The 25,715-nt window shown below is 71.5% G+C and carries 20 protein-coding genes; 10 read left to right on the forward strand and 10 right to left on the reverse strand.

Annotation, left to right across the window (positions count from 1 at the left end; translation table 11 throughout):
• Together AB0P17_RS24750 and AB0P17_RS24755 are read left to right on the forward strand one after the other, a co-directional pair.
• On the forward strand, window positions 1–2,069 hold a 2,069-nt coding region (locus tag AB0P17_RS24750; RefSeq protein ID WP_365814089.1), incomplete at its 5' end, for an AAA family ATPase.
• Window positions 2,070–2,312: 243 nt separating this feature from the next.
• Window positions 2,313–3,734 (forward strand): sugar porter family MFS transporter, encoded by a 1,422-nt coding sequence (locus tag AB0P17_RS24755; RefSeq protein ID WP_365814090.1) that lies wholly within the window; start codon window positions 2,313–2,315, stop codon window positions 3,732–3,734.
• A 78-nt stretch (window positions 3,735–3,812) separates the two neighbouring features.
• Here the strand turns inward: AB0P17_RS24755 and AB0P17_RS24760 are convergent, their stop codons facing one another.
• The gene (locus AB0P17_RS24760) at window positions 3,813–5,309 is read right to left on the reverse strand and encodes a cytosine permease (RefSeq protein WP_365814091.1); all 1,497 of its coding nucleotides are present in this window, start codon (window positions 5,307–5,309) and stop codon (window positions 3,813–3,815) included.
• Between the two features lie 211 nt (window positions 5,310–5,520).
• Between AB0P17_RS24760 and ftsY the strand changes: the two genes are divergently transcribed.
• On the forward strand, window positions 5,521–6,729 hold the full coding sequence (gene ftsY / locus AB0P17_RS24765; protein ID WP_365814092.1) for a signal recognition particle-docking protein FtsY: 1,209 nt from the start codon (window positions 5,521–5,523) through the stop codon (window positions 6,727–6,729).
• Between the two features lie 213 nt (window positions 6,730–6,942).
• On the opposite strand, the gene AB0P17_RS24770 is transcribed toward ftsY, so the two are convergent.
• A complete protein-coding gene (locus tag AB0P17_RS24770) occupies window positions 6,943–7,602 on the reverse strand; it encodes a bifunctional DNA primase/polymerase (RefSeq protein WP_365814093.1) in 660 nt (219 codons plus the stop codon).
• Between the two features lie 427 nt (window positions 7,603–8,029).
• On the opposite strand from AB0P17_RS24770, the gene AB0P17_RS24775 reads away from it, so the two are divergent.
• From AB0P17_RS24775 to ffh, 5 genes are all read left to right on the forward strand, one after another.
• A complete protein-coding gene (locus tag AB0P17_RS24775) occupies window positions 8,030–9,508 on the forward strand; it encodes a hypothetical protein (RefSeq protein WP_365814094.1) in 1,479 nt (492 codons plus the stop codon).
• A gap of 500 nt (window positions 9,509–10,008) precedes the next feature.
• Window positions 10,009–11,304, forward strand: a complete 1,296-nt coding sequence (locus AB0P17_RS24780) for an ammonium transporter (protein ID WP_365814095.1) — start codon at window positions 10,009–10,011, stop codon at window positions 11,302–11,304.
• The gene (locus AB0P17_RS24785; RefSeq protein ID WP_365814097.1) at window positions 11,301–11,639 is read left to right on the forward strand and encodes a P-II family nitrogen regulator; all 339 of its coding nucleotides are present in this window, start codon (window positions 11,301–11,303) and stop codon (window positions 11,637–11,639) included. The genes AB0P17_RS24780 and AB0P17_RS24785 overlap by 4 nt, the downstream gene beginning before the upstream one ends.
• 16 nt (window positions 11,640–11,655) lie before the next feature.
• The gene (locus AB0P17_RS24790; RefSeq protein WP_365814098.1) at window positions 11,656–14,229 is read left to right on the forward strand and encodes a [protein-PII] uridylyltransferase; all 2,574 of its coding nucleotides are present in this window, start codon (window positions 11,656–11,658) and stop codon (window positions 14,227–14,229) included.
• 222 nt (window positions 14,230–14,451) lie between these two features.
• On the forward strand, window positions 14,452–16,008 hold the full coding sequence (ffh, locus tag AB0P17_RS24795) for a signal recognition particle protein (protein WP_365814099.1): 1,557 nt from the start codon (window positions 14,452–14,454) through the stop codon (window positions 16,006–16,008).
• Window positions 16,009–16,133: 125 nt separating this feature from the next.
• Here ffh and AB0P17_RS24800 read toward each other — a convergent pair whose 3' ends face one another.
• The 8 genes from AB0P17_RS24800 to AB0P17_RS24835 form a co-directional block, all read right to left on the reverse strand.
• Window positions 16,134–17,315, reverse strand: a complete 1,182-nt coding sequence (locus AB0P17_RS24800) for an alanine racemase (protein WP_365814100.1) — start codon at window positions 17,313–17,315, stop codon at window positions 16,134–16,136.
• Between the two features lie 2 nt (window positions 17,316–17,317).
• A complete protein-coding gene (locus AB0P17_RS24805; protein WP_365814101.1) occupies window positions 17,318–18,439 on the reverse strand; it encodes an aminotransferase class V-fold PLP-dependent enzyme in 1,122 nt (373 codons plus the stop codon).
• A 1-nt stretch (window position 18,440) separates the two neighbouring features.
• Window positions 18,441–19,484: a phosphotriesterase gene (locus AB0P17_RS24810; RefSeq protein ID WP_365814102.1), complete on the reverse strand. Its 1,044-nt coding sequence runs from the start codon at window positions 19,482–19,484 to the stop codon at window positions 18,441–18,443.
• 49 nt (window positions 19,485–19,533) lie between these two features.
• Complete coding sequence (locus tag AB0P17_RS24815) at window positions 19,534–20,904, reverse strand: YhfT family protein (RefSeq protein ID WP_365814103.1); 1,371 nt, start codon at window positions 20,902–20,904, stop codon at window positions 19,534–19,536.
• Between the two features lie 37 nt (window positions 20,905–20,941).
• Window positions 20,942–21,298 (reverse strand): DUF2620 family protein, encoded by a 357-nt coding sequence (locus AB0P17_RS24820; protein ID WP_365814105.1) that lies wholly within the window; start codon window positions 21,296–21,298, stop codon window positions 20,942–20,944.
• Complete coding sequence (locus AB0P17_RS24825; protein ID WP_365814106.1) at window positions 21,295–21,702, reverse strand: transcriptional antiterminator; 408 nt, start codon at window positions 21,700–21,702, stop codon at window positions 21,295–21,297. The genes AB0P17_RS24820 and AB0P17_RS24825 overlap by 4 nt, the downstream gene beginning before the upstream one ends.
• Before the next feature lie 126 nt (window positions 21,703–21,828).
• Window positions 21,829–22,767, reverse strand: a complete 939-nt coding sequence (yhfZ, locus tag AB0P17_RS24830) for a GntR family transcriptional regulator YhfZ (protein ID WP_365814107.1) — start codon at window positions 22,765–22,767, stop codon at window positions 21,829–21,831.
• Between the two features lie 108 nt (window positions 22,768–22,875).
• Window positions 22,876–23,769: an SAM-dependent methyltransferase gene (locus AB0P17_RS24835; protein ID WP_365814108.1), complete on the reverse strand. Its 894-nt coding sequence runs from the start codon at window positions 23,767–23,769 to the stop codon at window positions 22,876–22,878.
• A gap of 538 nt (window positions 23,770–24,307) precedes the next feature.
• Here AB0P17_RS24835 and AB0P17_RS24840 point away from each other — a divergent pair.
• On the forward strand, window positions 24,308–24,901 hold the full coding sequence (locus AB0P17_RS24840) for a hypothetical protein (protein ID WP_365814109.1): 594 nt from the start codon (window positions 24,308–24,310) through the stop codon (window positions 24,899–24,901).
• Between the two features lie 372 nt (window positions 24,902–25,273).
• Complete coding sequence (rpsP, locus tag AB0P17_RS24845; protein ID WP_365814110.1) at window positions 25,274–25,714, forward strand: 30S ribosomal protein S16; 441 nt, start codon at window positions 25,274–25,276, stop codon at window positions 25,712–25,714.
• Window position 25,715: the final 1 nt, after the last annotated feature.

Here is a 25,715-nt window from a genome sequence, read left to right on the forward strand (position 1 = left end):
AGGACGTCCGTCTGCTGCGTGCCACCGTCGCCGACAACATCAGGATGGCCCGCCCCGACGCCCCCGCACCCGCTCCCGCCCGCGCCCCCGCTCCCAGCCGCGCCGCCGCGCCCGCTGCCACCACGCCGCCCGTACCGCCCGCGCCTCCGGCTCCGTCCGCCCCGTCGGCAGGTGTTCCCGCACAGAGCGGGGGCCCCGGTGCGGAGCCGGCGGGCGCGGTGCCCGGCCCCGCCGGCTCCGTACGGACCGCTGTCGCCGCGCCGTACGTGATCGATCTCGTCCAGGGACCCGCCGAGCTGATGGGCGCCGTACGCCGCCTCGTGCGCGACATGGTGGTCGTCGCGACCCTTGAGGACGCCGAGGAACTCGTCGCCGCGCGGCCCACGCTCACCGCCGTGACCGCCGAAGGGGATGTGCTCGGGGCGCACTTCGCGCACGGCGGCTCCGCGGGGGCGCCCAGCCTGCTGGAGGCGCAGGCCGCCGTCGACCAGGCCGCCGCCGAGCTGGCGCTGCTCGCCGTACGGTGCGAGGAACTGGCCGGGGCCCAGCGCGCCGCCACCGGGCGCCGCGCCGAACACGTCGCGCTCGTGGAGGAGCTGGGGGAGCGCCGGCGCGCCGCCGACCGGGAGAAGTCCGCCGTGTCCGGGCGGCTCGGCCGGCTCTCCGGACAGGCCCGCGCCGCCGCCGCGGAGGCCGAACGGGCCGCCGGGGCCGCCGCCGAGGCGCAGGAGGCGCTGGAGCGCGCCACGGAGCAGGCGGAGGAGCTGACGGAGCGGTTGCTCGTCGCGGAGGAGGAGTCCCCCTTCGGGGAGGGGCAGGAGGAGCCGGACACCTCCGTACGCGACCGGCTCGCCGCCGACGGGGCCAACGCCCGGCAGACCGAGATGGAGGCCAGGCTCCAGGTCCGTACCCACGAGGAGCGCGTGAAAGGACTCGCGGGCCGGGCCGACGGTCTCGACCGGGCGGCGCGCGCCGAGCGCGAGGCGCGGGCCCGCGCGGAGCGGCGGCGCGCCCGGCTCCGTCACGAGGCCCGGACCGCCGCGGCGGTCGCGGCCGGCGCCCGGCAGCTGCTCGCGCATGTGGAGGTGTCCGTCGTCCGGGCCGAGGCGGAGCGCGCCGCGGCCGAGGAGGCCGGATCCGTACGCGACCGGGAGCTGACCGCCGAGCGGAACACCGGCCGCGACCTCAAGAGCGAGCTGGACAAGCTCACCGACTCGGTGCACCGGGGCGAGGTGCTCGGCGCCGAGAAGCGGTTGCGGATCGAGCAGCTGGAGGCGAAGGCGCTGGAGGAGCTGGGCGTGGAGCCGGCCGGGCTGATCGCCGAGTACGGCCCCGACCAGCCCGTGCCGCCCTCGCCGGCGGCCGAGGGCGAGGAGCTGCCGGAGGACCCGGAGGACCCGCGGAACCGGCCCCGGCCCTACGCGCGGGCCGAGCAGGAGAAGCGGCTCAAGGCCGCCGAACGGGCGTATCAGCAGCTCGGGAAGGTGAATCCGCTGGCCCTTGAGGAGTTCGCCGCCCTTGAGGAGCGCCATCAGTTCCTCTCCGCGCAGCTCGAAGACCTGAAGAAGGCCAGGGCCGATCTGCTGGGCGTGGTGAAGGAGGTCGACGAGCGGGTGGAGCAGGTCTTCACCGAGGCGTTCCGGGACACCGCCGTCCAGTTCGAGGGTGTCTTCTCCCGGCTCTTCCCCGGCGGCGAGGGGCGGCTGATCCTGACGGACCCGGAGAACATGCTGACCACGGGCGTGGAGGTGGAGGCCAGGCCGCCGGGCAAGAAGGTCAAGCGGCTCTCGCTGCTCTCCGGCGGCGAACGGTCCCTGACGGCGGTGGCGCTGCTGGTGTCGATCTTCAAGGCGCGTCCGAGCCCGTTCTACGTGATGGACGAGGTCGAGGCGGCGCTCGACGACACCAATCTCCAGCGGCTGATCCGCATCATGCAGGAGCTCCAGGAGAGCTCGCAGCTCATCGTGATCACCCATCAGAAACGGACGATGGAGGTCGCCGACGCGCTCTACGGGGTGTCCATGCAGGGCGACGGGGTATCCAAAGTCATCAGCCAGCGGCTCCGCTGAGGGCATCACCGTGCCGAGGCTCCGGCCACTTTCACATCTTGAAGATGAGGGGAGGGTGGGTAGCCCATTTTGTCGCATGGTGCCGCGCGTAACCCCCGCTCTGTCCATTCGAAAGGTGAAGGCATACGCTCTTTCGCGTTGCTTTTGCCTTCAAGTGGTGGCTGACAGGACGTTATGCCTCACTTGTAGGGCTCCCCCCCACCCCACGCCCGGCGACGCAGCCGGGCGGCTTCAGGAGTACACGTGACCAGCACAGCGCAGGTTCCGCCGACAGGAGGTCGAGCGGCCCACCCCGAACATCTCGGCCATGTCATCTTCATCACGGCCGCCGCCGCGATGGGCGGCTTCCTCTTCGGCTACGACAGCTCGGTGATCAACGGCGCCGTCGAGGCCATCCGTGACCGGTACGACATCGGCTCCGCGGCCCTCGCCCAGGTCATCGCCATCGCGCTGATCGGCTGTGCGATCGGGGCCGCCACGGCGGGCCGGATCGCCGACCGGATCGGCCGGATCCGCTGCATGCAGATCTCCGCCGCCCTCTTCACGGTCAGCGCCGTCGGTTCGGCCCTGCCGTTCAACATCTACGATCTCGCGTTCTGGCGGATCATCGGCGGCTTCGCGATCGGCATGGCGTCGGTGATCGGCCCCGCGTACATCGCGGAGGTCTCCCCGGCCGCCTACCGCGGCCGGCTCGGCTCCTTCCAGCAGGCCGCGATCGTCATCGGCATCGCCATCTCGCAGCTCGTCAACTACGGCATCCTCCAACTCGCCGACGGTGACCAGCGTGGCAAGCTGCTGGGCTTCGAGGCGTGGCAGTGGATGCTCGGTGTGATGGTCGTACCGGCATTGCTCTACGGTCTCCTCTCCTTCGCGATCCCCGAGTCCCCGCGCTTCCTGATCTCCGTCGGCCGGGTGGACCGCGCCAAGGAGGTGCTCGCCGAGGTCGAGAGCAACGGCGTCGATCTGAACGCGCGGATCACCGAGATCGAGCACGCGATGCGCCGTGAGCACAAGTCGACCTTCAAGGACCTGCTGGGCGGTGGCGGCTTCTTCTTCCTGCCCATCGTGTGGGTGGGGATCGGACTCTCGGTCTTCCAGCAGCTCGTCGGCATCAACGTCGCCTTCTACTACTCGGCGACGCTCTGGCAGTCCGTCGGGATCAACCCGTCCAGCTCGTTCTTCTATTCGTTCACGACGTCGATCGTCAACATCATCGGCACCGTGATCGCGATGGTCCTGGTGGACCGGGTCGGCCGCAAGCCGCTCGCGCTCGTCGGCTCCGCCGGTATGGCCGTCGCGCTCGCCTGCGAGGCATGGGCGTTCTCCGCGCACCTGGTCAACGGCAAGCTGCCCAGCACCGAGGGCACCGTAGCCCTGATCGCGGCGCACGTGTTCGTGCTCTTCTTCGCGCTCTCCTGGGGTGTCATCGTCTGGGTCTTCCTCGGCGAGATGTTCCCGAACAGGATCCGCGCGGCCGCGCTCGGCGTCGCCGCCTCGGCGCAGTGGATCGCCAACTGGGCCATCACGGCGAGCTTCCCGAGCCTGGCCGACTGGAACCTTTCGGGTACGTACATCATTTACGCCTGCTTCGCCACGCTCTCCATTCCCTTCGTGATCCTTTTCGTGAAGGAGACGAAGGGAAAGACGCTGGAGGAGATGGGGTAGGGCCTGTCCCGGCACGCGGGGCCGCGGACCGGTCTCCGAGCCGGCCCCGGCTCCGCCCCCGCGTGAAGGCGCCGGAGGTCAGACGGGCAGCCTCGCCGACGCGGACCCGGCGCCGTCCGTACCCGCCCCCATCCGCTCACCGGACCCGGCGCCGCTCTCCGCTTCCGCGGGCGCCGGGGTCTTCGCGCGCTCGCGCGGCAGCACCCCGTACAGCCCCGCCGCCACCAGGACGGTGACCACCCAGCCCAGGCCGTTCTCGCCGACCCAGGTACCGGCGAGGGGGCCCGAGAACCACTCCACCGACGTGAAGAGCACCCCCACCACCAGCGCCGTACCCCAGGCGGCCATGGCCGACGGGGCGAAGCCGCCCCGGTACCAGTAGCCACTGGTGCGGGTCGTGTCCATCAGCGCCGTGGCGTCGTACGTACGCCGCCGCAGCATGTCCACGCCGAAGACGCCGATCCACGCGGAGAACGCCACCGCGAGCAGCGTGAGGAACGAGACGAACGAGCCGATGAAGCTCGTGGCGATCACCATCAGCAGGAAGCCGAGGACCAGGCTGATCACCGCGTTCACGCTGACCGCCCAGGCGCGAGGCACCTTGATGCCCAGGGTCTGCGCCGTGAACCCCGCCGAATACATCGACATCGAGTTGATCAGCACCATCCCCACCAGCGCGATCAGCAGATACGGTACGGAGATCCAGGTGGGCAGCAGCGCGCCGATGAAGGAGACGGGATCCCGCGCCGTGGCGAGATCGGGGGCGCCCACCGCCATCACCGCGCCCATCAGCACCAGGGGCACCACGGTGATCCCCGCGCCGCCCACCGTCGTGCCGACCATCGCCCGGCCGGAGGCAGACCGGGGCAGATAGCGGGTGAAGTCCGGGCCCGAGGGGACCCAGCTGAGGCCGCCCGCCGCGATCGTGCCGATGCCCGCGATCATCATCGCCGTCGGGCCGGCCGGCTTGCCGAAGACCGCCGACCAGTCGGTTTCCGCGACGAGATGGACCAGCACCAGCACGCTGAACGCGCCGAAGAGATACGCCGACCAGGTGCTGCAGACCCGCAGCGCCTTGATGCCCAGACCCGAGACCAGGAAGGTCCCGGCCACGAAGAGCAGCAGGGTGATCACGACGAGCGGGGTACTGCGCTTGATCCCGAAGAGCAGATCGAGCACCGTCAGCACGGCGTACGCCCCGGTCACCGCGTTGATCGTCTCCCAGCCCCAGCGAGCGACCCAGATCAGCGACCCCGGGAAGAGGTTCCCGCGCTGGCCGAAGACCGCCCGCGAGAGCGCCATCCCGGGCGCTCCGCCGCGCTTGCCCGCGATGGAGATCAACCCGACCGTGCCGTACGAGACGACGGGCGCCGCGACCCCGACGACCAGCGCCTGCCAGAAGTTGAGTCCGTTGAGGACGATCAGACCGGCGCCCATCGTGAGGAGCAGCACGCTGATGTTGGCGGCGACCCAGGTGGGGAAGAGTCCCCGCACGCGGCCGGTGCGCTCGGCGTCGGGGACGGGTTCCAGACCGCGGGTCTCCAGCGCGCCTTCGGGGGCGGAGGCGTGGGGCATGAACGGGCTCCGTACAGAGGTGGGGGCTCCTGGGGGAGTGGATTCCGGGCGAAACCGGAACCACGACCATCGCGCGTTCGGGGTAAAACGTCCAAATCGTCACGAGGGTCTTCGTGTGAACCTCTGAAGTCATGGCCGGGGCGGATCGCGCCAGGACGCGCCCCGACGTGGCCGGGAGCCGCGCCTGGCCGTGGCCGATACTGGGAGAGTTATGGAAATCGTCATCCTTGTTGTAGTCATCGCCCTGGTCGCGGTCGGCGCGATCAGCGGGCTCGTGGTCGGCAGCCGCAAGAAGAAGCTGCCGCCCTCGGCACCGTCGAGCACGCCGACCATCACAGCCCCACCCGCCGAACCGCACGTCGGTGACGAGGCGGAGACACCGCGCGACGAGTCGCGCCGCACGATCGAGGAGGTCGGGCTCCCCGATACCACCGGTGCGCCGGTCGCCGTCGAGGAGCCCGCCGAGGCGGTCGAGGCGCCCGCCATCGAGATTCCCGAGCCGTCGGCCGGCCGGCTGGTCCGGCTGCGCGCGCGGCTCGCCCGCTCGCAGAACTCCCTCGGCAAGGGGCTGCTCACCCTGCTCTCCCGTGAGCACCTGGACGAGGAGACCTGGGAGGAGATCGAGGAGACCCTCCTCACCGCCGATGTCGGCGTCGCCCCGACCCAGGAGCTGGTCGAGCGGCTGCGCGAGCGCGTCCGGGTGCTGGGCACCCGGACCCCGGCGGAGCTGCGCACGCTGCTCAGGGAGGAGCTGCTGGTTCTCCTCGACCCCGCTCTCGACCGGGCGGTGAAGACGGAGAGCGGTCTGGAGACGCCCGGCGTCGTGATGGTCGTCGGGGTCAACGGCACCGGCAAGACCACGACCACGGGCAAGCTGGCGCGGGTGCTCGTCGCGGACGGCCGGTCGGTCGTCCTCGGAGCGGCGGACACGTTCCGCGCCGCCGCCGCCGACCAGCTCCAGACCTGGGGCGAGCGTGTCGGTGCGCGCACCGTACGGGGCCCCGAGGGCGGCGACCCGGCGTCGATCGCCTTCGACGCGGTCAAGGAGGGCATCGCGGAGGGCGCCGATGTCGTCCTCATCGACACGGCGGGGCGGCTGCACACGAAGACCGGCCTCATGGACGAGCTGGGCAAGGTCAAGCGCGTCGTGGAGAAGCATGGTCCGCTCGACGAGGTGCTGCTCGTCCTCGACGCGACGACCGGACAGAACGGCCTCGTGCAGGCGCGGGTCTTCTCGGAGGTCGTCGAGATCACGGGGATCGTGCTCACCAAGCTGGACGGCACGGCCAAGGGCGGCATCGTGATCGCGGTCCAGCGGGAGCTGGGCGTGCCGGTGAAGCTGGTGGGCCTGGGCGAGGGCCCGGACGATCTGGCGCCGTTCGAGCCGGGCGCCTTCGTCGACGCGCTGATCGGGGACTGACTGACCGCGGACTGACCCGGCCGGTTCGCGGGCCGTACGGAACGGCGCGGCGCCCGGCCGGGGCCCGTCGGCGGCGCCCGCCCGTGGCGGCGCCCCCCGGGCGGGCCTCGGGGCGCCGCCACGGGGCGGGGGCGCCCCCCGTACCCGCGCCGCTTGCCCCCGTGGGACGGGCGACGCCCCCCCGTTTACGGCCCGTGTACGGCCCGCCCGCAGCTACGGCGGCGGCATCGAGCGGTGGCAGATGTACGCCAGGGTGCCGAGCAGCAGCCGGGCCTGTGGGGGTGGTGCCGCCGTGTCCAGGGACGGTGCCCGCAGCCAGCGGACCGGGCCGAGACCCGCCAGGTCCGACGGCGGAGCCGTGACGTGCGCGCCGGGGCCCAGGCCGTGCAGATCCAGGTCCGCGTCGTCCCAGCCCATCCGGTAGAGCAGCTCGGGCAGCTCCGCCGCCGCGCCCGGCGCCACGAAGAAGTGGGCGCGGCCCGTCGGTGTGGCCAGCACCGGGCCCAGCGGGAGCCCCATCCGTTCGAGCCGCACCAGCGCGCGGCTGCCCGCCGGCTCCGCGACGTCGATGATGTCGAAGCCCCGGCCCACCGGGAGCAGCACCGCCGCGCCGGGCACCTCCGCCCATGCCTTGGTGGCGTCGTCCACCGTGGCGCCCGCCGGGACCTCGGGGCAGAAGTCGAGCGGGTGCGCGCCGGGCGCCGCACACCGTGGGTCACCGCAGGAGCACCGTCCGCCCGAGGCCCGCGCGCCGGGCACGACGTCCCAGCCCCAGAGTCCGGTGTACTCCGCCACCGCGGTGCACTCTGTGGTGCGACCGCGGCGCCGCGAGCCGGACCGCATCTCCCGGATGCCGCCGATCGTGAAGCCCATGCCCCCTCCAACGGGTCGAACTCGCCGGTGGTTACGACTCGCAGTCTGCCTGTGACGCTCCGTCGTCACTTAAGCCATTCGAGTGGCGCGAAGTGGCATTGGGGGTAGTGCGATCCGATTCGCGCGCCCCCATATGCATCCTTCGCCACCCCCTGAACGTCGTACGTCAAGTCAATCGCGCCCCGTGCGGGGCGCGTTCATTCGAAGGGGTGGCGAATGGTGGCGTTTGTGGAATCACCCTCGCCGGACGGGTGATGGCAGGATTACTTTCGGTGCACGAACCTCGGGTAAGACAGTCTCGCGGGTATGCCAAGGGCAACTCGGTTTCCTGTTCGAAGGGGTGCAACTGCCGGACACGGAGCGGTCACCCACGGCATTCTGATAGCGGTTCGCGAGACAACGGCATTCGTCGGATGGGGGCTTTCCAGTGGGCGGCAGCGGCGCAGGCGGTACGGATACCGGCAAGCGTCCGAATGGGCAACTCAACTCGTGGTTCCTGCGCAGCGGCTGGTCGAAGGGGGAGCTGGCGCGCCAGGTCAACCGCCGTGCGCGCCAGATGGGTGCGCATCACATCAGCACGGACACGTCGCGCGTACGCCGCTGGCTCGACGGCGAGCAGCCGCGCGAGCCGATCCCGCGCATCCTCTCCGAGCTGTTCTCCGAGCGCTTCGGCGCCGCGGTGGCCGTCGAGGAGCTGGGGTTGCGCTCCGCCCACCGCTCGCCCTCGGTGTCCGGGGTGGACCTGCCCTGGGCCGGCCCCCAGACCGTCGCGCTCATCAGCGAGTTCTCCCGCAGCGACCTGATGCTGGCGCGCCGCGGCTTCCTCGGTACGTCCCTGGGGCTGGCCGCCGGGCCCGCCCTCGTCGAGCCGATGCAGCGCTGGCTGGTGCCCACCCCCGCCGCCGACCCCGGCGAGCCGGCCCCCGATCCCGTCGCTCCCTCCCGCGCCACCCGACTCTCCGGCCCTGAGCTGGATCTGCTGGAGTCGACCACGGCCTGTTTCCGGCTGTGGGACGCCCAGTGCGGCGGCGGCCTGCGCCGCAAGGCGGTCGTCGGCCAGCTCCACGAGGTCACCGAACTCCTCCAGGAGCCGCAGCCCCAGGCGACCTCCCGGCGGCTCTTCCGGTGCGCGGCCGAGCTGGCGGAGCTGGCCGGCTGGATGAGCTACGACATGGGCCTCCACCCCAACGCCCAGAAGTACTTCGTGCTGGCCCTGCACGCCGCGAAGGAGGCCGGGGACAAGCCGCTCGGCTCGTACATCCTCTCCTCCATGAGCCGCCAGATGATCCACCTGGGACGGCCCGACGACGCGCTCGAACTCATCCATCTCGCGCAGTACGGCAGCAGGGACAGCGCCACCCCCAGGACCCAGGCGATGCTCTATGCCATGGAGGCCAGGGCGTACGCCAACATGGGGCAGCCGAGCAAGACCAAGCGCGCCGTGAGAATGGCCGAGGACTCCTTCTCCGACGCCGGGCTCGACGGCGGGCCGGAGCCCGACTGGATCCGCTTCTTCTCCGAGGCCGAGCTCAACGGGGAGAACGCCCACTCGTACCGCGATCTGGCCTATGTCGCCGGCCGCAGCCCCACCTACGCCTCCCTCGCCGAGCCCGTCATGCGGCGCGCCGTGGAACTCTTCGCCAAGGACGACGACCACCAGCGGTCGTACGCGCTGAACCTGATCGGCATGGCCACCGTCCACCTCCTCAACCGCGAGCCCGAGCAGGCCACGGCCCTGGCGGAGAAGGCCCTCGACGTCGCCCGCAGCGTGCGCTCGGAGCGCGTCAACACCCGGCTGCGCAAGACGCTCGACACCGCCGCCCGGGACTTCGGTGACGTCGCCGAGGTCGTCGATCTCACCGAAGTGCTCGCCAAGAAGCTGCCCGAGTCCGCGGAGGCCGTCTGAACCGCGGGCCTACCCCGGTCGTGGGCGTCCCATCCCGGTCGTACACAGCCGCCCCGCCGTACACACCCTGACGTCGTACACAGCCCGACCGCGCCGTACCCGGCCCGATCCCTCGCACCCCGCCCGGCGCCGAGCCCGGCCCTATCCGGTCGTGCCCGGCGCGCCCCAGCTCCGGCCGCGGCAACCACCCCGTACAGCCCGACACGGCTCCCCCGCCGCCAGGACAGCAGGGTGGGTGCCGCGGCCGGTCTCCGCCGTCCGCGAGAAGCCCCGAGCGGCCCGTGACACGCCCACGGGACGTCCGCGGAGGATATCCGCGGCCACCTGACGAAAGGGGCCGGTTCATCGGGGTGTAACACGCGGGACGCCTTCGTCACCCCCGCGAAACATCGAGCGGCACTGGCTGAAACCGCGCTGCGTCAATCTCCTGAGCACAGTCGGCCCCATACCCGCTTGAGCATCCGCACGGGCCGTATCCGACCCACGAGGAGACGCTGGCCTTGAATGGCGCAGATACCGCATTCGTACTGATCAGTGCCGCGCTCGTCATGCTGATGACGCCCGGCCTGGCATTCTTCTACGGCGGCATGGTGCGGGTGAAGAGCGCCCTCAACATGCTCATGATGTCCTTGATCTCGCTCGGGATCGTCAGCGTGCTGTGGGTCCTCTACGGATACTCACTGGCCTTCGGCGACGACATCGGCGGCGGTCTCCTGGGCAACTTCGACCACATCGGGTTCCAGGGCATTTCGGTCGACACGCTGACCGGGGGCAAGGAAGGCATCCCCGTCTTCGCCTTCGCTCTTTTCCAGCTGATGTTCGCCATCCTCACCCCCGCGCTGATGAGCGGCGCGCTCGCCGACCGCGTGAAGTTCAGCGCCTGGGCGCTCTTCATCACGCTCTGGGTGACCGTGGTGTACTTCCCGATCGCGCACTGGGTCTGGCAGTCCGACGGCTGGCTCTTCAAGCTGGGTGTGATCGACTTCGCCGGCGGTACGGCGGTCCACATCAACGCCGGCGTCGGCGCGCTCGCCGCGGTCCTCGTCGTCGGCAAGCGCATCGGCTTCAAGAAGGACCCGATGCGGCCGCACAGCCTGCCGCTCGTCGTCCTCGGCATGGCCCTGCTGTGGTTCGGCTGGTTCGGCTTCAACGCCGGCTCCGCGCTCGCCGCCAACGGCACCTCCGCGATCATGGCCTTCAACACGCAGATCGCCACCGGCGCCGCCATGCTCGGCTGGCTGATCTACGAGCGGATCCGGCACGGCGCGTTCACCACGCTGGGCGCCGCCTCCGGCGCCGTCGCGGGCCTCGTCGCCATCACCCCGTCCGGCGCGAACGTCAGCCCCTTCGGCGCGATCCTCATCGGCCTCGTCGCCGGTCTGGTCTGCTCCTGGGCCGTCAGCCTCAAGTTCAAGCTGGGTTACGACGACTCCCTCGACGTGGTCGGCGTCCACCTGGTCGGCGGTGTCATCGGCACCCTGCTCGTCGGTCTCCTCGCGGTCGACGGTGTCGGCGGCCTCACGCAGCTCGGAAAGCAGGCCACCGGGGCCTTCTCCGTGATGGCGTACTCCTTCGTGGTTTCCTGGATCCTCGCCAAGATCGTCGATGTCACCATCGGTTTCCGGGCCTCCGAGGACGACGAGACCAGCGGTGTCGACATGGCGTACCACGCGGAGTCGGCGTACGACTACAGCGCGGTCGGCGGCTCCCCGTCGGGCCGCAGCAGCATCGCCGCCGCCCCGCACCACGACGAGACCCACGCCGCCGCGGCGAAGACCAAGAAGGTGGACGCATGAAGCTCATCACCGCAGTCGTGAAGCCACACCGGCTGGACGAGATCAAGGAGGCCCTCCAGGGCTTCGGCGTCCAGGGCCTCACGGTCACGGAGGCCAGCGGATACGGCCGGCAGCGCGGCCACACCGAGGTCTACCGGGGTGCGGAGTACACCGTCGACCTCGTACCGAAGATCCGTATCGAGGTACTGGTCGAGGACGACGACGCCGAACAGCTCATCGACGTCGTGGTGAAGGCCGCCCGCACCGGCAAGATCGGTGACGGGAAGGTATGGAGCGTTCCGGTCGACACGGCGGTCCGGGTCCGGACCGGCGAGCGCGGCCCGGACGCCCTCTAGAGACGGGAACGACTGGGTGACGAGCGTCGAAGAGACCACCGAAAAGGCAGACTCGGGACCCAGCGGCTATGCGGCGGCCCGGCTGCGCCTCCTCCAGGAGAAGGCGCGGCCAGGGCCGCCGCGCCGTGCCGCCCTGGCCCGCCTGACCGACGACTGGCTCAACGCGCTGTTCACCGCCGCCGCCCGGGAGACCGGGGTGCGCGGCGCGGCGCTCGTCGCCGTCGGTGGCTACGGACGGGGCGAACTCTCCCCGCGCAGCGATCTCGACCTGCTGCTCCTGCACGACGGCAAGGCCTCCGCACAGGCGGTCGCCGCCCTCGCCGACCGCGTCTGGTACCCCGTCTGGGACCTCGGACTCGCCCTCGACCACTCCGTACGCACCCCCGCCGAGGCGCGCAGGACCGCCGCCGAGGACCTCAAGGTGCAGCTCGGCCTGCTCGACGCCCGGCACGTCGCCGGAGACCTCGGGCTGGTCACCGGCGTGCGCACCGCGATCCTCGCCGACTGGCGCAACACCGCGCCCAAGCGCCTGCCCCAACTGGACGACCTGTGCCGGGAACGGGCCGAGCGCCAGGGCGAGCTCCAGTTCCTCCTGGAGCCCGACCTCAAGGAGGCCAGGGGCGGACTGCGCGACGCCACCGCGCTGCGCGCCGTCGCCGCCTCCTGGCTCGCCGACGCGCCCCGTGAGGGCCTCGGTGAGGCCCGCCGGGCGCTGCTCGACGCCCGCGACGCCCTGCACCTGACCACCGGACGCGCCACCGACCGGCTCGCCCTCCAAGAACAGGACGCGGTCGCCGCCGAACTCGGGCTGCTCGACGCCGACGCCCTGCTGCGCCAGGTGTACGAGGCCGCGCGCACCGTCTCGTACGCCTCCGACGTCACTTGGCGCGAGGTCAACCGCGTGCTGCGCTCCCGCTCCGTACGCCCCAAACTGCGCGCCATGCTGGGCGGCAGGCCCGCCCCGGACCGCACCCCGCTCGCCGAGGGCGTCGTCGAGCAGGACGGCGAGGTCGTCCTCGCCCGCACCGCCCGGCCCGAACGCGACGCCGTGCTGCCCCTGCGGGCCGCGGCCGCCGCCGCGCAGGCCGGACTGCCGATCTCCCTGCACGCCGTACGCCGCCTCGCCCGCACCGGCAAACCCCTGCCGGTGCCCTGGCCGGCCGAGGCCCGCGAGGAACTCGTCACCCTGCTCGGCGCCGGCGAGCCGACCGTCCCCGTCTGGGAGGCGCTCGAAGCCGAAGGGCTCATCACCCAGCTCCTGCCCGACTGGGAGCGGGTACGGTGCCGGCCCCAGCGCAACCCCGTCCACACCTGGACCGTCGACCGCCACCTGGTCGAGGCCGCCGTCCGGGCGTCCTCGCTCACCCGCCGCGTCGGCCGCCCCGACCTGCTGCTCGTCTGCGCCCTGCTGCACGACATCGGCAAGGGCTGGCCGGGCGACCACTCGGTGGCCGGCGAGGTCATCGCTCGCGACATGGCGGCCCGGATCGGGTTCGACCGCGAGGACGTCGCCGTCATCGCCACCGTCGTACGCCACCACCTGCTGCTCATCGACACCGCGACCCGGCGCGACCTGGACGACCCGGCGACCGTCAGCTCCGTCGCCGGCCGCGTCGGCTCGCTCGCCACGCTGGAGCTGCTGCACGCGCTCACCGAGGCCGACGCGCTCGCCACCGGCCCCGCCGCCTGGTCGTCGTGGCGCTCCTCCCTCGTCGCCGACCTGGTCGCACGCGTCGCGGCCGTGCTCGCGGGCGACGATCCGGCGGAGCCCGAGCCGGCCGCGCCCAGCGCGGAGCAGGAACGCCTCGCCGTGGAGGCACTGCGCACCGGGGGCCCCGTACTGGCCCTGCGCGCGCAGCCCCACGCCCCGCGCCCCGAATCCGCGCGGCCGGAGCCCGCGGAGGGCGCGGCGCGGGACGGGTGGGAGGACGGGCCGGAGGACAGCGCGCCGGAACCGGTCGGCGTCGAGCTGCTCATCGCCCTGCCCGACCGGCCCGGCGTGCTGCCCGCGGCGGCCGGGGTGCTCGCGCTGCACCGGCTCACCGTACGCGCCGCCGAACTGCGCGCCGTCGAACTGCCGGCCGGACTGGGCGACCTGCCGGTCGAGCCGGCTGACGGAGCCGGCGGCGGGCCGGGCGCGGGGGCCGGGCCGGAGCGGAGCGTCGGCGTCCTGCTGCTGAGCTGGCGCGTCGCCGCGGCGTACGGCTCGCTGCCGCAGGCCGCCCGGCTCCGCGCCGACCTCGTACGGGCCCTGGACGGCTCCCTGGACATCCCGGCCAGGCTCGCCGAGCGGGAGGCCGCCTACCCGCGTCGCCGTGGCGTCAAGGCCCCGCCGCCCCGGGTGACCGTGGCACCGACCGCCTCCCGGCACGCGACCGTCATCGAGGTACGGGCCCAGGACGCCCCGGGGCTGCTCCACCGCATCGGCCGCGCTCTGGACGACGCGCGGGTGATGGTGCGCAGCGCCCATGTGTCCACACTGGGCGCCAACGCCGTCGACGCCTTCTACGTCACCTCGGACCGTGGACGCCCGCTGACGGCGGAGGCCGCGGCCGAGCTGGCACGCGCGGTGGAGACCGCGCTGCGCTGAGGCCCGCCGCGTACCGCTGAGGATGCGGGGGCCTCCCCGGCGGTGACGCTTCCGGCCGCCGGGTGGCATCCGGCCGTACGGGGCGCGTACGCCTCCCGTACGGCCGCGCCACCCAGGGGGCAGACCCCACCGCGCGAGGCCGGATACCCTGGGGGACGGTCTGTCCTTCACCGCGCGGGACAGCCCCCTCATCCGCTCCCGACCTGAGGATCCGCGACCGCCGTGTTCGATACTCTCTCCGACCGCCTCGCAGCCACGTTCAAGAGCCTCCGGGGCAAAGGGCGCCTCAGCCCGGAGGACATCGACGCCACGGCCCGCGAGATCCGTATCGCCCTGCTCGAGGCCGACGTGGCGCTGCCCGTCGTCCGCGCCTTCATCGCCAAGGTCAAGGAGCGCGCGGCCGGAGCCGAGGTCTCCCAGGCGCTGAACCCGGCACAGCAGGTCGTCAAGATCGTCAACGAGGAACTGGTCGGCATCCTCGGTGGTGAGACCCGCGTCCTGCGCTTCGCGAAGCAGCCGCCGACCGTGATCATGCTGGCGGGTCTGCAGGGCGCCGGTAAGACCACCCTGGCCGGAAAGCTCGGTCTCTGGCTCAAGGGCCAGGGCCACACCCCGCTGCTCGTCGCCTGTGACCTCCAGCGCCCCAATGCCGTCACCCAGCTCTCCGTCGTCGCCGACCGCGCGGGCGTCGCGGTGTACGCGCCGGAGCCGGGCAACGGCGTCGGCGACCCGGTCAAGGTCGCCAAGGACTCGGTCGAGTACGCGAGGACCAAGCAGCACGACGTGGTCATCGTCGACACCGCGGGACGCCTCGGTATCGACGAGGAGCTGATGAAGCAGGCCGCGGACATCCGCGACGCCGTCAGCCCCGACGAGGTTCTCTTCGTCGTGGACGCGATGATCGGCCAGGACGCCGTCAATACCGCGGAGGCGTTCCGCGACGGCGTCGGCTTCGACGGTGTGGTGCTCTCCAAGCTCGACGGCGACGCCCGCGGCGGTGCGGCCCTCTCCATCGCGCATGTCACCGGCAAGCAGATCATGTTCGCCTCCAACGGCGAGAAGCTGGACGAGTTCGACGCGTTCCACCCCGACCGGATGGCGTCCCGCATCCTCGACATGGGTGACCTGCTCACCCTCATCGAGCAGGCGGAGAGGACGTTCAGCCAGGCCGAGGCCGAGAAGATGGCCTCCAAGCTGGCGAGCAGCAAGGGCGGGAAGGACTTCACGCTCGACGACTTCCTGGCGCAGATGGAGCAGGTCAGGAAGATGGGCTCCATCTCCAAGCTGCTCGGGATGCTGCCCGGGATGGGGCAGATCAAGGACCAGATCAACAACATCGACGAGAAGGACGTGGACCGCACGGCCGCGATCATCAAGTCGATGACCCCGGCCGAGCGCCAGGACCCCGTCATCATCAACGGCTCGCGGCGGGCCCGTATCGCCCGGGGTTCCGGTGTCGAGGTCAGCGCGGTGAAGAACCTTGTGGAGCGTTTCTTCGACGCGCGCAAGATGATGTCGAAGATGGCGCAGGGCGGCGGCATGCCGGGCATGCCGGGCGTCCCGGGCATGGGCGGCGGCCCCGGACGTACGAAGAAGAAGGCCAAGCAGGCCAAGGGCAAGCAGCGCTCCGGCAACCCGATGAAGCGCAAGGCCGAGGAGCAGGCGGCGCTGGCGCGGCGCGAGGAGGCGGCGCAGTCGGGCAGTGCGTTCGGACTGCCTGCGGGCGGCCAGGACAAGAACTTCGAACTGCCCGACGAGTTCAAGAAGTTCATGGGCTAGCCGTCCGTGTACGGAGGGTGGTGCGGCCCCGGCGGTGGTCGGCGCACCACCACCGCCCGAGCCGTCGGTGACGCTCGTGCCCATGGCGGCCCTGCTCGGGGCGTTCCTGCTCATGACGGTCCTGTTCATGAGGTGGCTCCTCCCAGGGCCCGGCCCCGTGCGTCGTACAGCCCCGTCAGCCGGGGCCTTCCCTCGGTGAGACCGGTGACGACCGCGACGGTCGAACGGGTGACGAAGATCTGCGTACGGAACGCCAGGACGGCGGCGTCCCCGACAGTGACCCCGCCCGATCCCGTGGCGGGCGGGTCCAGCAGCCGGTAGTAGTCGATGTGCTCCGCGGGGGCGTCGCCCACCCGGAGGCGCAGCCCCGTGCGGGGCAGCAGGGCGGCGCGGACACCGCCCCTGGCGTAGAACCCGCCACCGAAGAGCGCGGGCCGGCCGTCCGCGAGCGTGTGGGCGACCTCGGTGACGTACACATACGCGGGCCGTTCCGGCTGGTGCGGATCCGCCGCGTGCAGCGGCGTGGTGCCGGTGAGGGCGTGGCCCGGCTCGCCATGGGTGGCGCCCAGCCGGGCCAGCAGGTGCAGCGTCGCCACGGAGGTCGCGCCCGGGGCGCTGAGGCTCAGCCCCTGATGACCGCGTGCGGTCAGCACCTCACGTGCTTCGAGGGCGCGCCCGAAGGTGGCCGTCGGCGCCGGCCGTCCCGTGTCCGGGTCGCACACCACGCAGGGGAACGCCGTCACCCCGGCGATCCGGACCGACGGCAGCCGCTCGACCGCGGCGGCGAAGCCGTCCAGGGCGGCCGGCGGTACGCCGCCCTCCTGGCCCGGATGGCCGGACCCGGCCGCCGCCTCGATCCGTACGAACACGTCCTGGACGAGGCCGAGCCGGCCCGCCGCCTCCGAGACCGCCCGCGCGTTGGCGAGGTCGAAGACCGTGACCGCCTCGGGCCGCCAGGCCAGCATCTCGGGCAGCGCGCGACGCGGGATCTGCACGAGATGACCCAGGTTGCCCGCCCCGGCCCCCGCCGCGTGCAGCGTCCTGGCCTCGTCCGGGGCGATCGCGGCGAATCGGGGGATGTGCCGGGCGACCGCCCGGACCAGCGCGGGGTTGCGGCCGAACTGCTTGGCCACGAACCAGAGCGATAGCCCCAGCCGCTCCGCCTCGTCCGCCAGCAACCCCGCGTTGGCCGCCACGGCGTCGGCGTCCAGGACATAGGTGTCGGGCGGAACGGCGCCCGAGGCGTGCAGCGCGGTCGCCGCGTCGACGAGTGCGGGGTTGCGGGTGAGGACGGTATCCAGGAACACGGTCAGCCCTTCAGATCGTGCAGCGAACGGCGGAGGATCTCGATCACCAGGTCCGCGCCCGCCCGCATGGGGTTGATCCGTACGGTCCAGTCGGCGAGTTCGGGAGCGTCGTCGAGCGACGAGGCGGACATTCGGTGGACGAGCGGGGCGATCTCGTAGCGGGAGTCGGAACCCACGGGATACGGCGTGGCTCCGTACCGCGCGGCGACGGCGGGCAGTTGACGGGCCACGGGGCGGTCGAGCCGTACCAGCACGCAGCGGTCCTGCGCGTTGGCGATCCGTACCTCGGCGACACCCGGCACCTCGCCGGCGCCGAGGCGCGCCGCGACCTCGGCGGACACTAGGGACTGGAGTGCCCACATGACAGGCACGTGGGTGAGGGCGCGCAGCGCCTCCAGCGCCTGGGAGCCCTGGACCTGGCCGCCGCCCGAGTAGTTGTCGGCGCGGACCCGGCCGACGAGATCACGGGCGCCGACGACGGCGCCCACGCCCTCCGGGCCGTGCAGCTTGAAGAGCGAGAAACAGGAGGCGTCCGCGCCGAGCTGGACGCCGCAGGCGGGCACGCGCAGCACCGCGTAGTTGTCGTCCACGACCGTTCGCACCCCTGCGGCGCGGCAGGCCGCCAGCACTTCGCCCGGGTCGTAGGAGTCCCCGAGCCGCTGTCTGCTGTGTTGGACGTACGCCCAGGTGAGGCCGGTGGTCGCCAGGGACTGCCGGAGGGCCGTACGGTCGTTGAAGTCGGCTTCGGATGTACGGACACCGAGTCCGCGCAGGGTGACGGCCGTCGTCCGGTAGACCGGGGCCCGGTGGATCAGCAGCGGATCGCCGGGAGAGACGGCCGCCTGGAGCGCGGCCCGGATCGCGCCGGTACCGGCCCCCTGCACCAGCGTGGCCTCCTCCGCGCCGAACCAATCGGCGAGCACGGCTTCGACCCGTGCCGTCGTACGGGGCCGACCGAGCCCGGTGACCACACCGGCGTCCGCCTCGAAGAGCTGCGGTCCCTCGAAGTGGGCGGCGGTGTGCTCCAGCAGCCGGAACTGGAGCCGGATGGCGTCCTCCAGCGTGATCGTGGGCAGCGGGAAGGTTGGGGGAAGCGGTGGAGACAGTGGAGGCAGTGGAGGCATCTCAGATCTCCTCGGCGTCGGTGGCGCGGGCGGTGCCTGTGGTGCCTGTGGCGTGGGCAGTGTCTGCGGCGCGGGTGTTGTCGGTGCCGGCGCCGGTCAGGAAACGCAGGGGGTTGCGGCGTGTCATCAGGTCGATCAGGTCGTCGTCCACGCCCGCCGCGCGCGCTGCCGGCAGGAAGGAGCGGAAGAGATGTCCGTACCCCTGGCCACCCTCCGCCGTCAGATAGCCGTGGCGGGAGATGTCGCAGCTCAGCAGGGCCCGGTCGGCGTGTCCCGCCTCCAACAGGGCCAGCAGCAGCCGTAAGCGGGTGCCATCGCTCTGGTAGTGCTCCTTGCCGACGGTGTCGAACGCGACGTACGCGCCGCTTGCCGCGAGCTCACGGTGGGTTCCCGGATCGTCCAGCAGGTCCTGGTGGCCGATCGAGATCCGGCACGGGGGAAGCCCCGTACCGGCGAGCAGTTCCAGTTGGGCGAGCCCGCCGCGGCCTGACTGGGCATGAGTGGCGAGTGACAGACCGGTGGCGCGTGCGGCATGGGCCGAGGCGAGCAGCGCCCGGCTCTCGCGCCCGCTCGGCCGGTCGCCATGGCTGCCGATCTCCCCGAGCACGCCGGGTCGGACACCGCTTCCGTCGATACCCTCCTCGATCTCCCGCACCAGGATCTCCGTGAGCTGCGCGACGCTCGCCTCCGCCGTCTCCATGGGGTGGAACGGCTCGTAGTACCAGCCGGTGGCGGCGACCACGGCGACGCCGGACTCCTCGGAGAAACGCATCAGCGCGCGCGGATCGCGGCCCATGCCCCGGCAGGTCAGCTCGATGACGAGGGCGAGCCCGAACCGGGCCGACAACGCGGTCAGTTCGGCGACGACCGCGGACCGGTGGCGCCCGGCGTCGAGCACGGCGGCGCCGTCGCCCGCACGGTCGAGATCGAGCACGAGATGCTCATGGGCGAGCGCCGGACCGCGCACGGCGGAGACGGGCAGCGGCCCGGCGACCGTGGTGAGACATGGGGTGATGGAGGACGGATCGAGGAGCGGGGAGTGCATGGGTACGGGTGCCTTCCGGATGGGGCCGTTCGCGCCGGGACGCCGGTGGTCAACTCTTCAGCGGCGTGAACAGGTCGAGCCAGTGGAGGACGTTGAGCAGGACGCCACCGACGACGACCGCGGCCGGTGCCGCCGCCATCCGCACCACCGGTCTGCCCATCGCCTCGTTGAGGAGGTAGAGCCCACCGACGACGAGGATCGCCGGTCCGCCGCCCATCACATGCGCCGCGAGCAGGGAGCCGAAGAGGATGGCCAGCCCCAGCGTCTCCGTGATCGCGGCCCGCAGATGCTCGGAGGAGTCGCGCACGCTCGGGAGCTTGCCGAGGACCCTTCCGATGGAGGAGAGCGCCAGCACTTCGAGTGCGAAGACCACGGCGCCGACAACCGCCGCGAGGAACGGGTTCGGCAGCACGTAGCCGAGGGGATACACGAGCGTGAATCCGGCTGTGCCGTACGCGCCGGAGGCGAGCGCGGTCGTCGCGATCAGCGGTATGAAGCCGAACATCCGGTAGAAGTCGACCTGGGCGGCCTCGCTGTACTGGCCCTTGGCGATCAGGAAGCTGGTGGCCTCCCCGCCGCCGAATATGTGCATCTGCGACAGGACGCAGACCCCGGCACCCAGCACCATGAAGAGTGGCAGATGACGGCGCAGCCGCAGGGCGCTGGTACCGAAGAGGGAGGCCATCGGGTCGTCCCCGGTGTCTTCCCGCGGCTGTCCCTGGGCCGGAGCCTGCGCTTGCCCCAGCTCCCGCTCCCGTTGCTGCTCCTGCTTCCGCTGGAGCAGGTCCTTCCTGACGGCGAACGCGATGAGCAGCAGCACCCCCGCCGCCATCGCGAGGGAACCCGCGAAGACCTTCGGCCAGAGCTTCATCGTCATGAGGACCAGCGCCAGTTCCAGCACGGCGGCGAGGCCGCCGCGCAGCCGTCCGAACTGCTGGGTGATGGCGAGCACCGGAAAGAGCGTGAACAGGAAAAGGATCGGCGTCGACATCTGCTGCATCGCGGTCAGGAAGTCGACGGGCAGATCGTGTGCCAGGTCGTTGGCGCCGCCGAGACCGAAGACGACCACAGCGCCCCAGGCGCCTCCCAGCAGTGGTGCTGCCCACTTCCGGGGCGCGAGGATGCCCAGGATGTCGGTGGGAAGGAAGAGCAGCCAGGGGTTGAGGACACCGCTGGCGAGGGCCATCGGCGCACCGAGGCCGAAGATGAAGCCCGCGGAGAGTCCGAAGGACACCGCCGTGGTGGCGGAACGCTTGGCGCGTCCCTGGATGAAGTCGAGCATGAAGGGACGTACGCCGTCGTTGAAGACGGCCAGCGCCAGGTGCGAGACGAAGGCGGTCAGCGCGCAGAGCGCTATGACGAACAGTTGCTGCGTCAGCGAGAGATCCAGACGCGTACTGGCTGCGAGGACGGTGTGCACAGGGTGGTCTCCTCCGCGGTCCGGCAGGTCGTCGAGGTCAGCCGTGCGCGGCGATCGCGTGGGCCATGAGCGGGGCGACCACGTCGATCCGGTCGACGGCGAAGCCGAAGACCTTCCTGCCGTCCGAGAGCAGCGCGGCCACCTGTTCCTGCGTCGGTACGGAGCGGCCGAAGGTGTGGCAGACGGGGCTGCCCAGTAACCCGACGAGAAGGCCGAGCGAGGCACCGGCTCCTGTGTGGCAGGTGCCCAGGTAGTAGTCGGCCCGGCCGGCCCGGAGCTTCATCGCGGCGTCCATGTCGTTGGAGACCGTGATCTCCAAGCCGTCGAGGCCGAGCCGGGAGAGAGTGTCCGCGACCTCGGTCTTCCCGATGCCGCCGGTGAGGATCTTCGTCATGACGGGGTCCTTCGCTGTGACGGGTGGTGCCGGGCAGGTGAGTTCTGGGCCAGTACGGCGAGGTGCAGGCCCAGGAAGTTGACTTCGGAGCTGGGCAGCGGGGCGCCGAGTGTCTGTTCGGCACGTATCGCCACGCCACGTGCTCTGACGACCGCCTCGGGATGTCCGGCCAGCTCGGCCGCGACCTGTTCGTCGGTGCCGAAGGCCTCGACCGGCTCGCCGTTCAGCAGACGGGTGAGCGCCGCCATCAGGTGGCTGGTGAGCGGCCCCGCCGTGCCCTCGGTGACAGTGAGGCCTTCGGCAGCCAGGGTGTCCAGCTCGGCCGCGACGAACGCGACAACCTCAGGACCTGCCTGGCCGGTCTCGCGGAAAAGCCGGAGGCGAAGGGACAGTTGGCTGTCCATGGAGCTCCTTTCGTCCTTTCGTGCGCAATCCAAACAAGTGAATCCAGTAACCAGAATTTTGTATATTGAAGCGGGTGTGATGCGGCGCGGTGGGCGCGCTCATCGCACTTGGGGCCGGCTGGGGGGTCAGTACGAGGGAGTGCGCTCTCCCCGCAGCACCTCCGCCTGGAGGGTGGTGACGACGGACAGGTCGAGGGATCCGCGTACGGCGCCGAGGGCCCCGGCTCCTTCGGCTCTGCCGATGATCGCCGCGCTGGAGTTGCGCAGCGACAGGTCGCGGGTGACCTCGTCGCCGAGGGGCAGGACGTCCACATCCGTGCCGAGCAGGCCCTGCGCCTCGTCCAGGTTCCAGACGGTGGCGTCCGCGCCGCCGTGCTCGAACAGCTCACGGAGTTGCATGTGCGAGGCTTCGATCCACGTGACGTCGTCCCGTCCCGCGAACGTGCGCTCCGCGAGTATGCGCTGATCCTCCGAAGTGTGGTCGACCGCGACGCGCAGCCCTGGGCTCGCCAGGTCCGAGCCGTGGCGCAGCAGTATGCCGTGCGCCCCGGCATAGGTGATCGGGCCGAGGTCCGCGACGAGTTCGACCGGATACTCCTCGATCAGCCGGTCGGCGGCGAAGCGGGAGAGCACCACGAGATCGACCTTGCCTTCGAGCAGTGTGGTGGTGCGGGCGCCGGCGCCACGCATGAAGGTGAACGCGAAAGGCGCCCCCGCCTCCTCGAACGCGGAGCGCAGCCCGGTGGCCAGCCCCTCGTAACGACGGGAATACGGCAGCGGCATGGCGGCGAGCAGGGTGCCGAGCCCGGAGAGCCGCCAGAGCGTCGAGCGGTCGGACCGGACGAGGAACGTGCCGAGGTGGCCCCGCGCTGTCGTCTCGATGGCTTCGGCGTCCTCCAGGAGTTGGAGCGCCGCCTGCACCGTGCCGTTCCCCACGCCCAGCTCTTCGGCGAAGTCCCGGACGCGCGGAAGCCGGGTGTCCGGCTCGTGGTTCAGCAGGAGAACCGCGAGCTGCCGGGCCGCGAGGCCGTTGCGGGTCAGGAAGCGCTCGTCGAAGTCTGTCACGGAAATGACAGTAAACAGGATTCTGGATATTGACAAGGCTTCCGCGATGCTCTGGCGTCTCCACGCCATTTCGCGTCTCGCGGCGAGCCGTCGTCACCGCGCCCGCCGTCAGGGCGTGCGGGCGATCAGATACCGGAAGACGTTCGGCATCCAGACCGTGCCGTCCCGTCGCAGATGCGGATGGAGCGCCTCGCCGATCTCCTTCTCCACCTGCCGCTGGTCCGTCGCCCGGATCGCGCCGTCGAACACTCCGGTCGACAGCAGTCCGCGCACCGCGCTCTCCTGGTCCGCGTACCCGAACGGGCAGGCCACCCGCCCCGAACCGTCCGGTTTCAGCCCGGCTCGCGCCGCGACATCCTCCAGATCGTCCCGGTGTGCGGGGCGTCGGGCGCCCTTGCGCAGCCGGTCGGCCAGCCGGCCCGCGACCCGCAGCACCGCGTCCGTCGCGCAGCGCTCCGGCGGACCCCAGCCGGCCAGCACCACCGGAGTGCCGTGCCCGGCCAGCGGTATGGCTGTTCTGAGGGCGGGATCGAGCCCTTTCGCGTCGCCCGCCACGGAGCCGATCGGCTGAAAGGCGGTGATCAGGTCGTACCCGGTCCGGTCCGGCCCCGTCACGGCGTCGGCCATGCGGTCGGCGGGGAGCAGTGTCCCGCCCCCGGTGCCGTCCGGCCGGCGCGGAGCTCCGCCCCGTCCGTCCTCCGCGAGCAGCCGCTCGCGGGCCAGGGCCAGCCGCTCCCGGTCCGCCTCGACACCGGTCACCCGCGCGCCCCGTGCGGTGGCCAGCAGCAGTGCGAGCCCCGAGCCGCAGCCGAGACCGAGCACCCGGGTCCCGGCGCGGACCTCCAGACGCTCGTACACCGCTTCGTAGAGCGGCACCAGCATCCGCTCCTGGATCTCGGCCCAGTCGCGGGCGCGCGTGCGGACTTCTGACGGCGCCGGGTGCGCCGGGTCCGCGGTCGTGCCCGAAGGGAGCTGAGAGTGCTGGGCGAGCGTACGTGTCATGGATAGCGCCCCAATCCGCCGAGAGGTCGTTCGTACCCTGATTGACAGCCCCCCTGTACGTGCGTGCACACATCCCCCGTATGTCAGGGAACTCCCCATCCGTGCCCACGTCCAGTGGGTGACGGGCAAAGCGTGCGTGCCCCCGGCGTACGCCCCCGCGTGGATGGCCGATTCCTTTTCCCGGCTCCGGAACGGGTACCAGGATCTGAGCAGGACGGTCGAGCGGGCCGACGGTGGAGCGGCGCGCGGTCCGGCCCCGATTGAGCCATTCGGGGCAGTAGGACCCCGCGGGGGCGGTGCGGGAAGAAGGTGCCCGTCCCGGTACTCTCGCCGTCGTGCGTGGGGGTAGACGTAGATCGTCTACGCGTCGATGCGTATCCGACGCTACGTACCACCTTGGTGCGAGCTGTGAGCCTTCTCCGCAGATCGGCGCACCCGCCCTCGTCAGGACGCATCAACGGCAACTGACGGGTACGTGCAAATTATTTGTGATGCCCCGTAATGGAACCCGGGAGGGATCCGGCTCGTTGTTCACGACGTGAGCACGACACCACCTGTTCTCGCCGCAGAGCTGGCACAGGCGTGGGCCGACATTCAGCGGTCCCACCCCGAGCTGCCGGATCTTGCCGCGCCAGAGTCCCTGATCGGAGAGTCGTCGTCCGCCTGCGGCGCCGAGCTCTCTTTCGAACGACTGCTTCACGAAGCGGTCCACGGCATCGCCGCGGCCAGAGGTGTCCGCGACACCTCCCGCGCGGGCCGCTACCACAACCGCCGATTCCTTGCGATCGCCGAGGAGATGGGCCTCGACCACCCCGAGGAGCCGCATCCCAGCAGCGGGTTCTCCCTGGTCTCGCTCAGCCCCGAGGCGAAGCGCCGGTACCGCCCCACCATCGAGCGGCTCCAGCGCGCCCTCAAGGCGCACACGGTTGCGACGGCCGCCGACACCAAGCGCAGCTTCCGCGGCCCGGCCGCCCGGCACGGCTCCTCCGGCGGTGGTGTGCGGGTCAAAGCGGTTTGCGACTGCGGCCGGAACGTGCGCGTCGTCCCTTCGGTCCTCGCCCAGGCCCCGATCGTCTGCGGCGGCTGCGGCAAACCCTTCCGCATTCCGGAAGTGGTCGCCGCCGCGAGCTAGGGTCTGTCGTTTGGATCAGGTTGGATCGGGGAGCGCCCGCCGCGTCAGCGGCTGATGTCACTGCGGGCACGCGAGCCCAGCATGATCCAAACGAGAGGCCCTGGACCCCGTCCCCGGCGGCCACGCGCCGCCGTGGGCCGACGGCTCGTACCGCGGCACGGCCCCGTTCACACATGGGGCCGGAGCCGTACGCCGTACCCCGGCCGGGTCACCCCCGGCGCCGGGGTGTGGCAGAATGGCCAGCCGTACTCGACAGTCGCACAGGACCCCTCTCTCCTCCGGCTGACGCGTCCATCGGGCAGATCGGGTACCGCAACCCCACGCGGCATCCCGCTGTGCCCAACCACGTCAAGACCAGGAGACACCACTCCAGTGGCAGTCAAGATCAAGCTGAAGCGTCTGGGCAAGATCCGTTCGCCTCACTACCGCATCATCGTCGCCGACTCCCGTACCCGCCGTGACGGCCGGGCCATCGAGGAGATCGGTCTGTACCACCCGGTGCAGAACCCCTCGCGCATCGAGGTCGACTCGGACCGCGCGCGTTACTGGCTGTCCGTCGGCGCCCAGCCGACCGAGCCGGTTCTCGCGATCCTCAAGCTCACCGGCGACTGGCAGGCACACAAGGGCCTCCCGGCCCCCGCGCCGCTGCTCCAGCCGGAGCCGAAGGCCGACAAGCGCGCCCTCTTCGAGGCCGCTGCCAAGGACGCCGGCGACGAGCCCAAGGGCGAGGCCATCACGCAGAAGGCCAAGAAGTCCGACAAGAAGGCCGACGAGGCCGAGTCCTCGGCCGCCGCCGAGTCGACCGGGGCCTGAG

Source organism: Streptomyces sp. NPDC088124 (assembly GCF_040685895.1).
In the GTDB taxonomy this organism is placed as follows: Bacteria; Actinomycetota; Actinomycetes; order Streptomycetales; family Streptomycetaceae; genus Streptomyces.

What these genes read in the sequence shown, in the direction of transcription:
- ftsY (WP_365814092.1), top strand. Translation starts at nt 5,521, where the DNA reads ATGGAAATCGTCATCCTTGTTGTAGTCATCGCCCTGGTCGCGGTCGGC.
- AB0P17_RS24785 (WP_365814097.1), top strand. Translation starts at nt 11,301, where the DNA reads ATGAAGCTCATCACCGCAGTCGTGAAGCCACACCGGCTGGACGAGATC.
- AB0P17_RS24805 (WP_365814101.1), bottom strand. Translation starts at nt 18,439, where the DNA reads ATGCCTCCACTGCCTCCACTGTCTCCACCGCTTCCCCCAACCTTCCCG.
- AB0P17_RS24810 (WP_365814102.1), bottom strand. Translation starts at nt 19,484, where the DNA reads ATGCACTCCCCGCTCCTCGATCCGTCCTCCATCACCCCATGTCTCACC.
- AB0P17_RS24835 (WP_365814108.1), bottom strand. Translation starts at nt 23,769, where the DNA reads ATGACACGTACGCTCGCCCAGCACTCTCAGCTCCCTTCGGGCACGACC.
- AB0P17_RS24825 (WP_365814106.1), bottom strand. Translation starts at nt 21,702, where the DNA reads ATGGACAGCCAACTGTCCCTTCGCCTCCGGCTTTTCCGCGAGACCGGC.
- AB0P17_RS24770 (WP_365814093.1), bottom strand. Translation starts at nt 7,602, where the DNA reads ATGGGCTTCACGATCGGCGGCATCCGGGAGATGCGGTCCGGCTCGCGG.
- AB0P17_RS24760 (WP_365814091.1), bottom strand. Translation starts at nt 5,309, where the DNA reads ATGCCCCACGCCTCCGCCCCCGAAGGCGCGCTGGAGACCCGCGGTCTG.
- AB0P17_RS24820 (WP_365814105.1), bottom strand. Translation starts at nt 21,298, where the DNA reads ATGACGAAGATCCTCACCGGCGGCATCGGGAAGACCGAGGTCGCGGAC.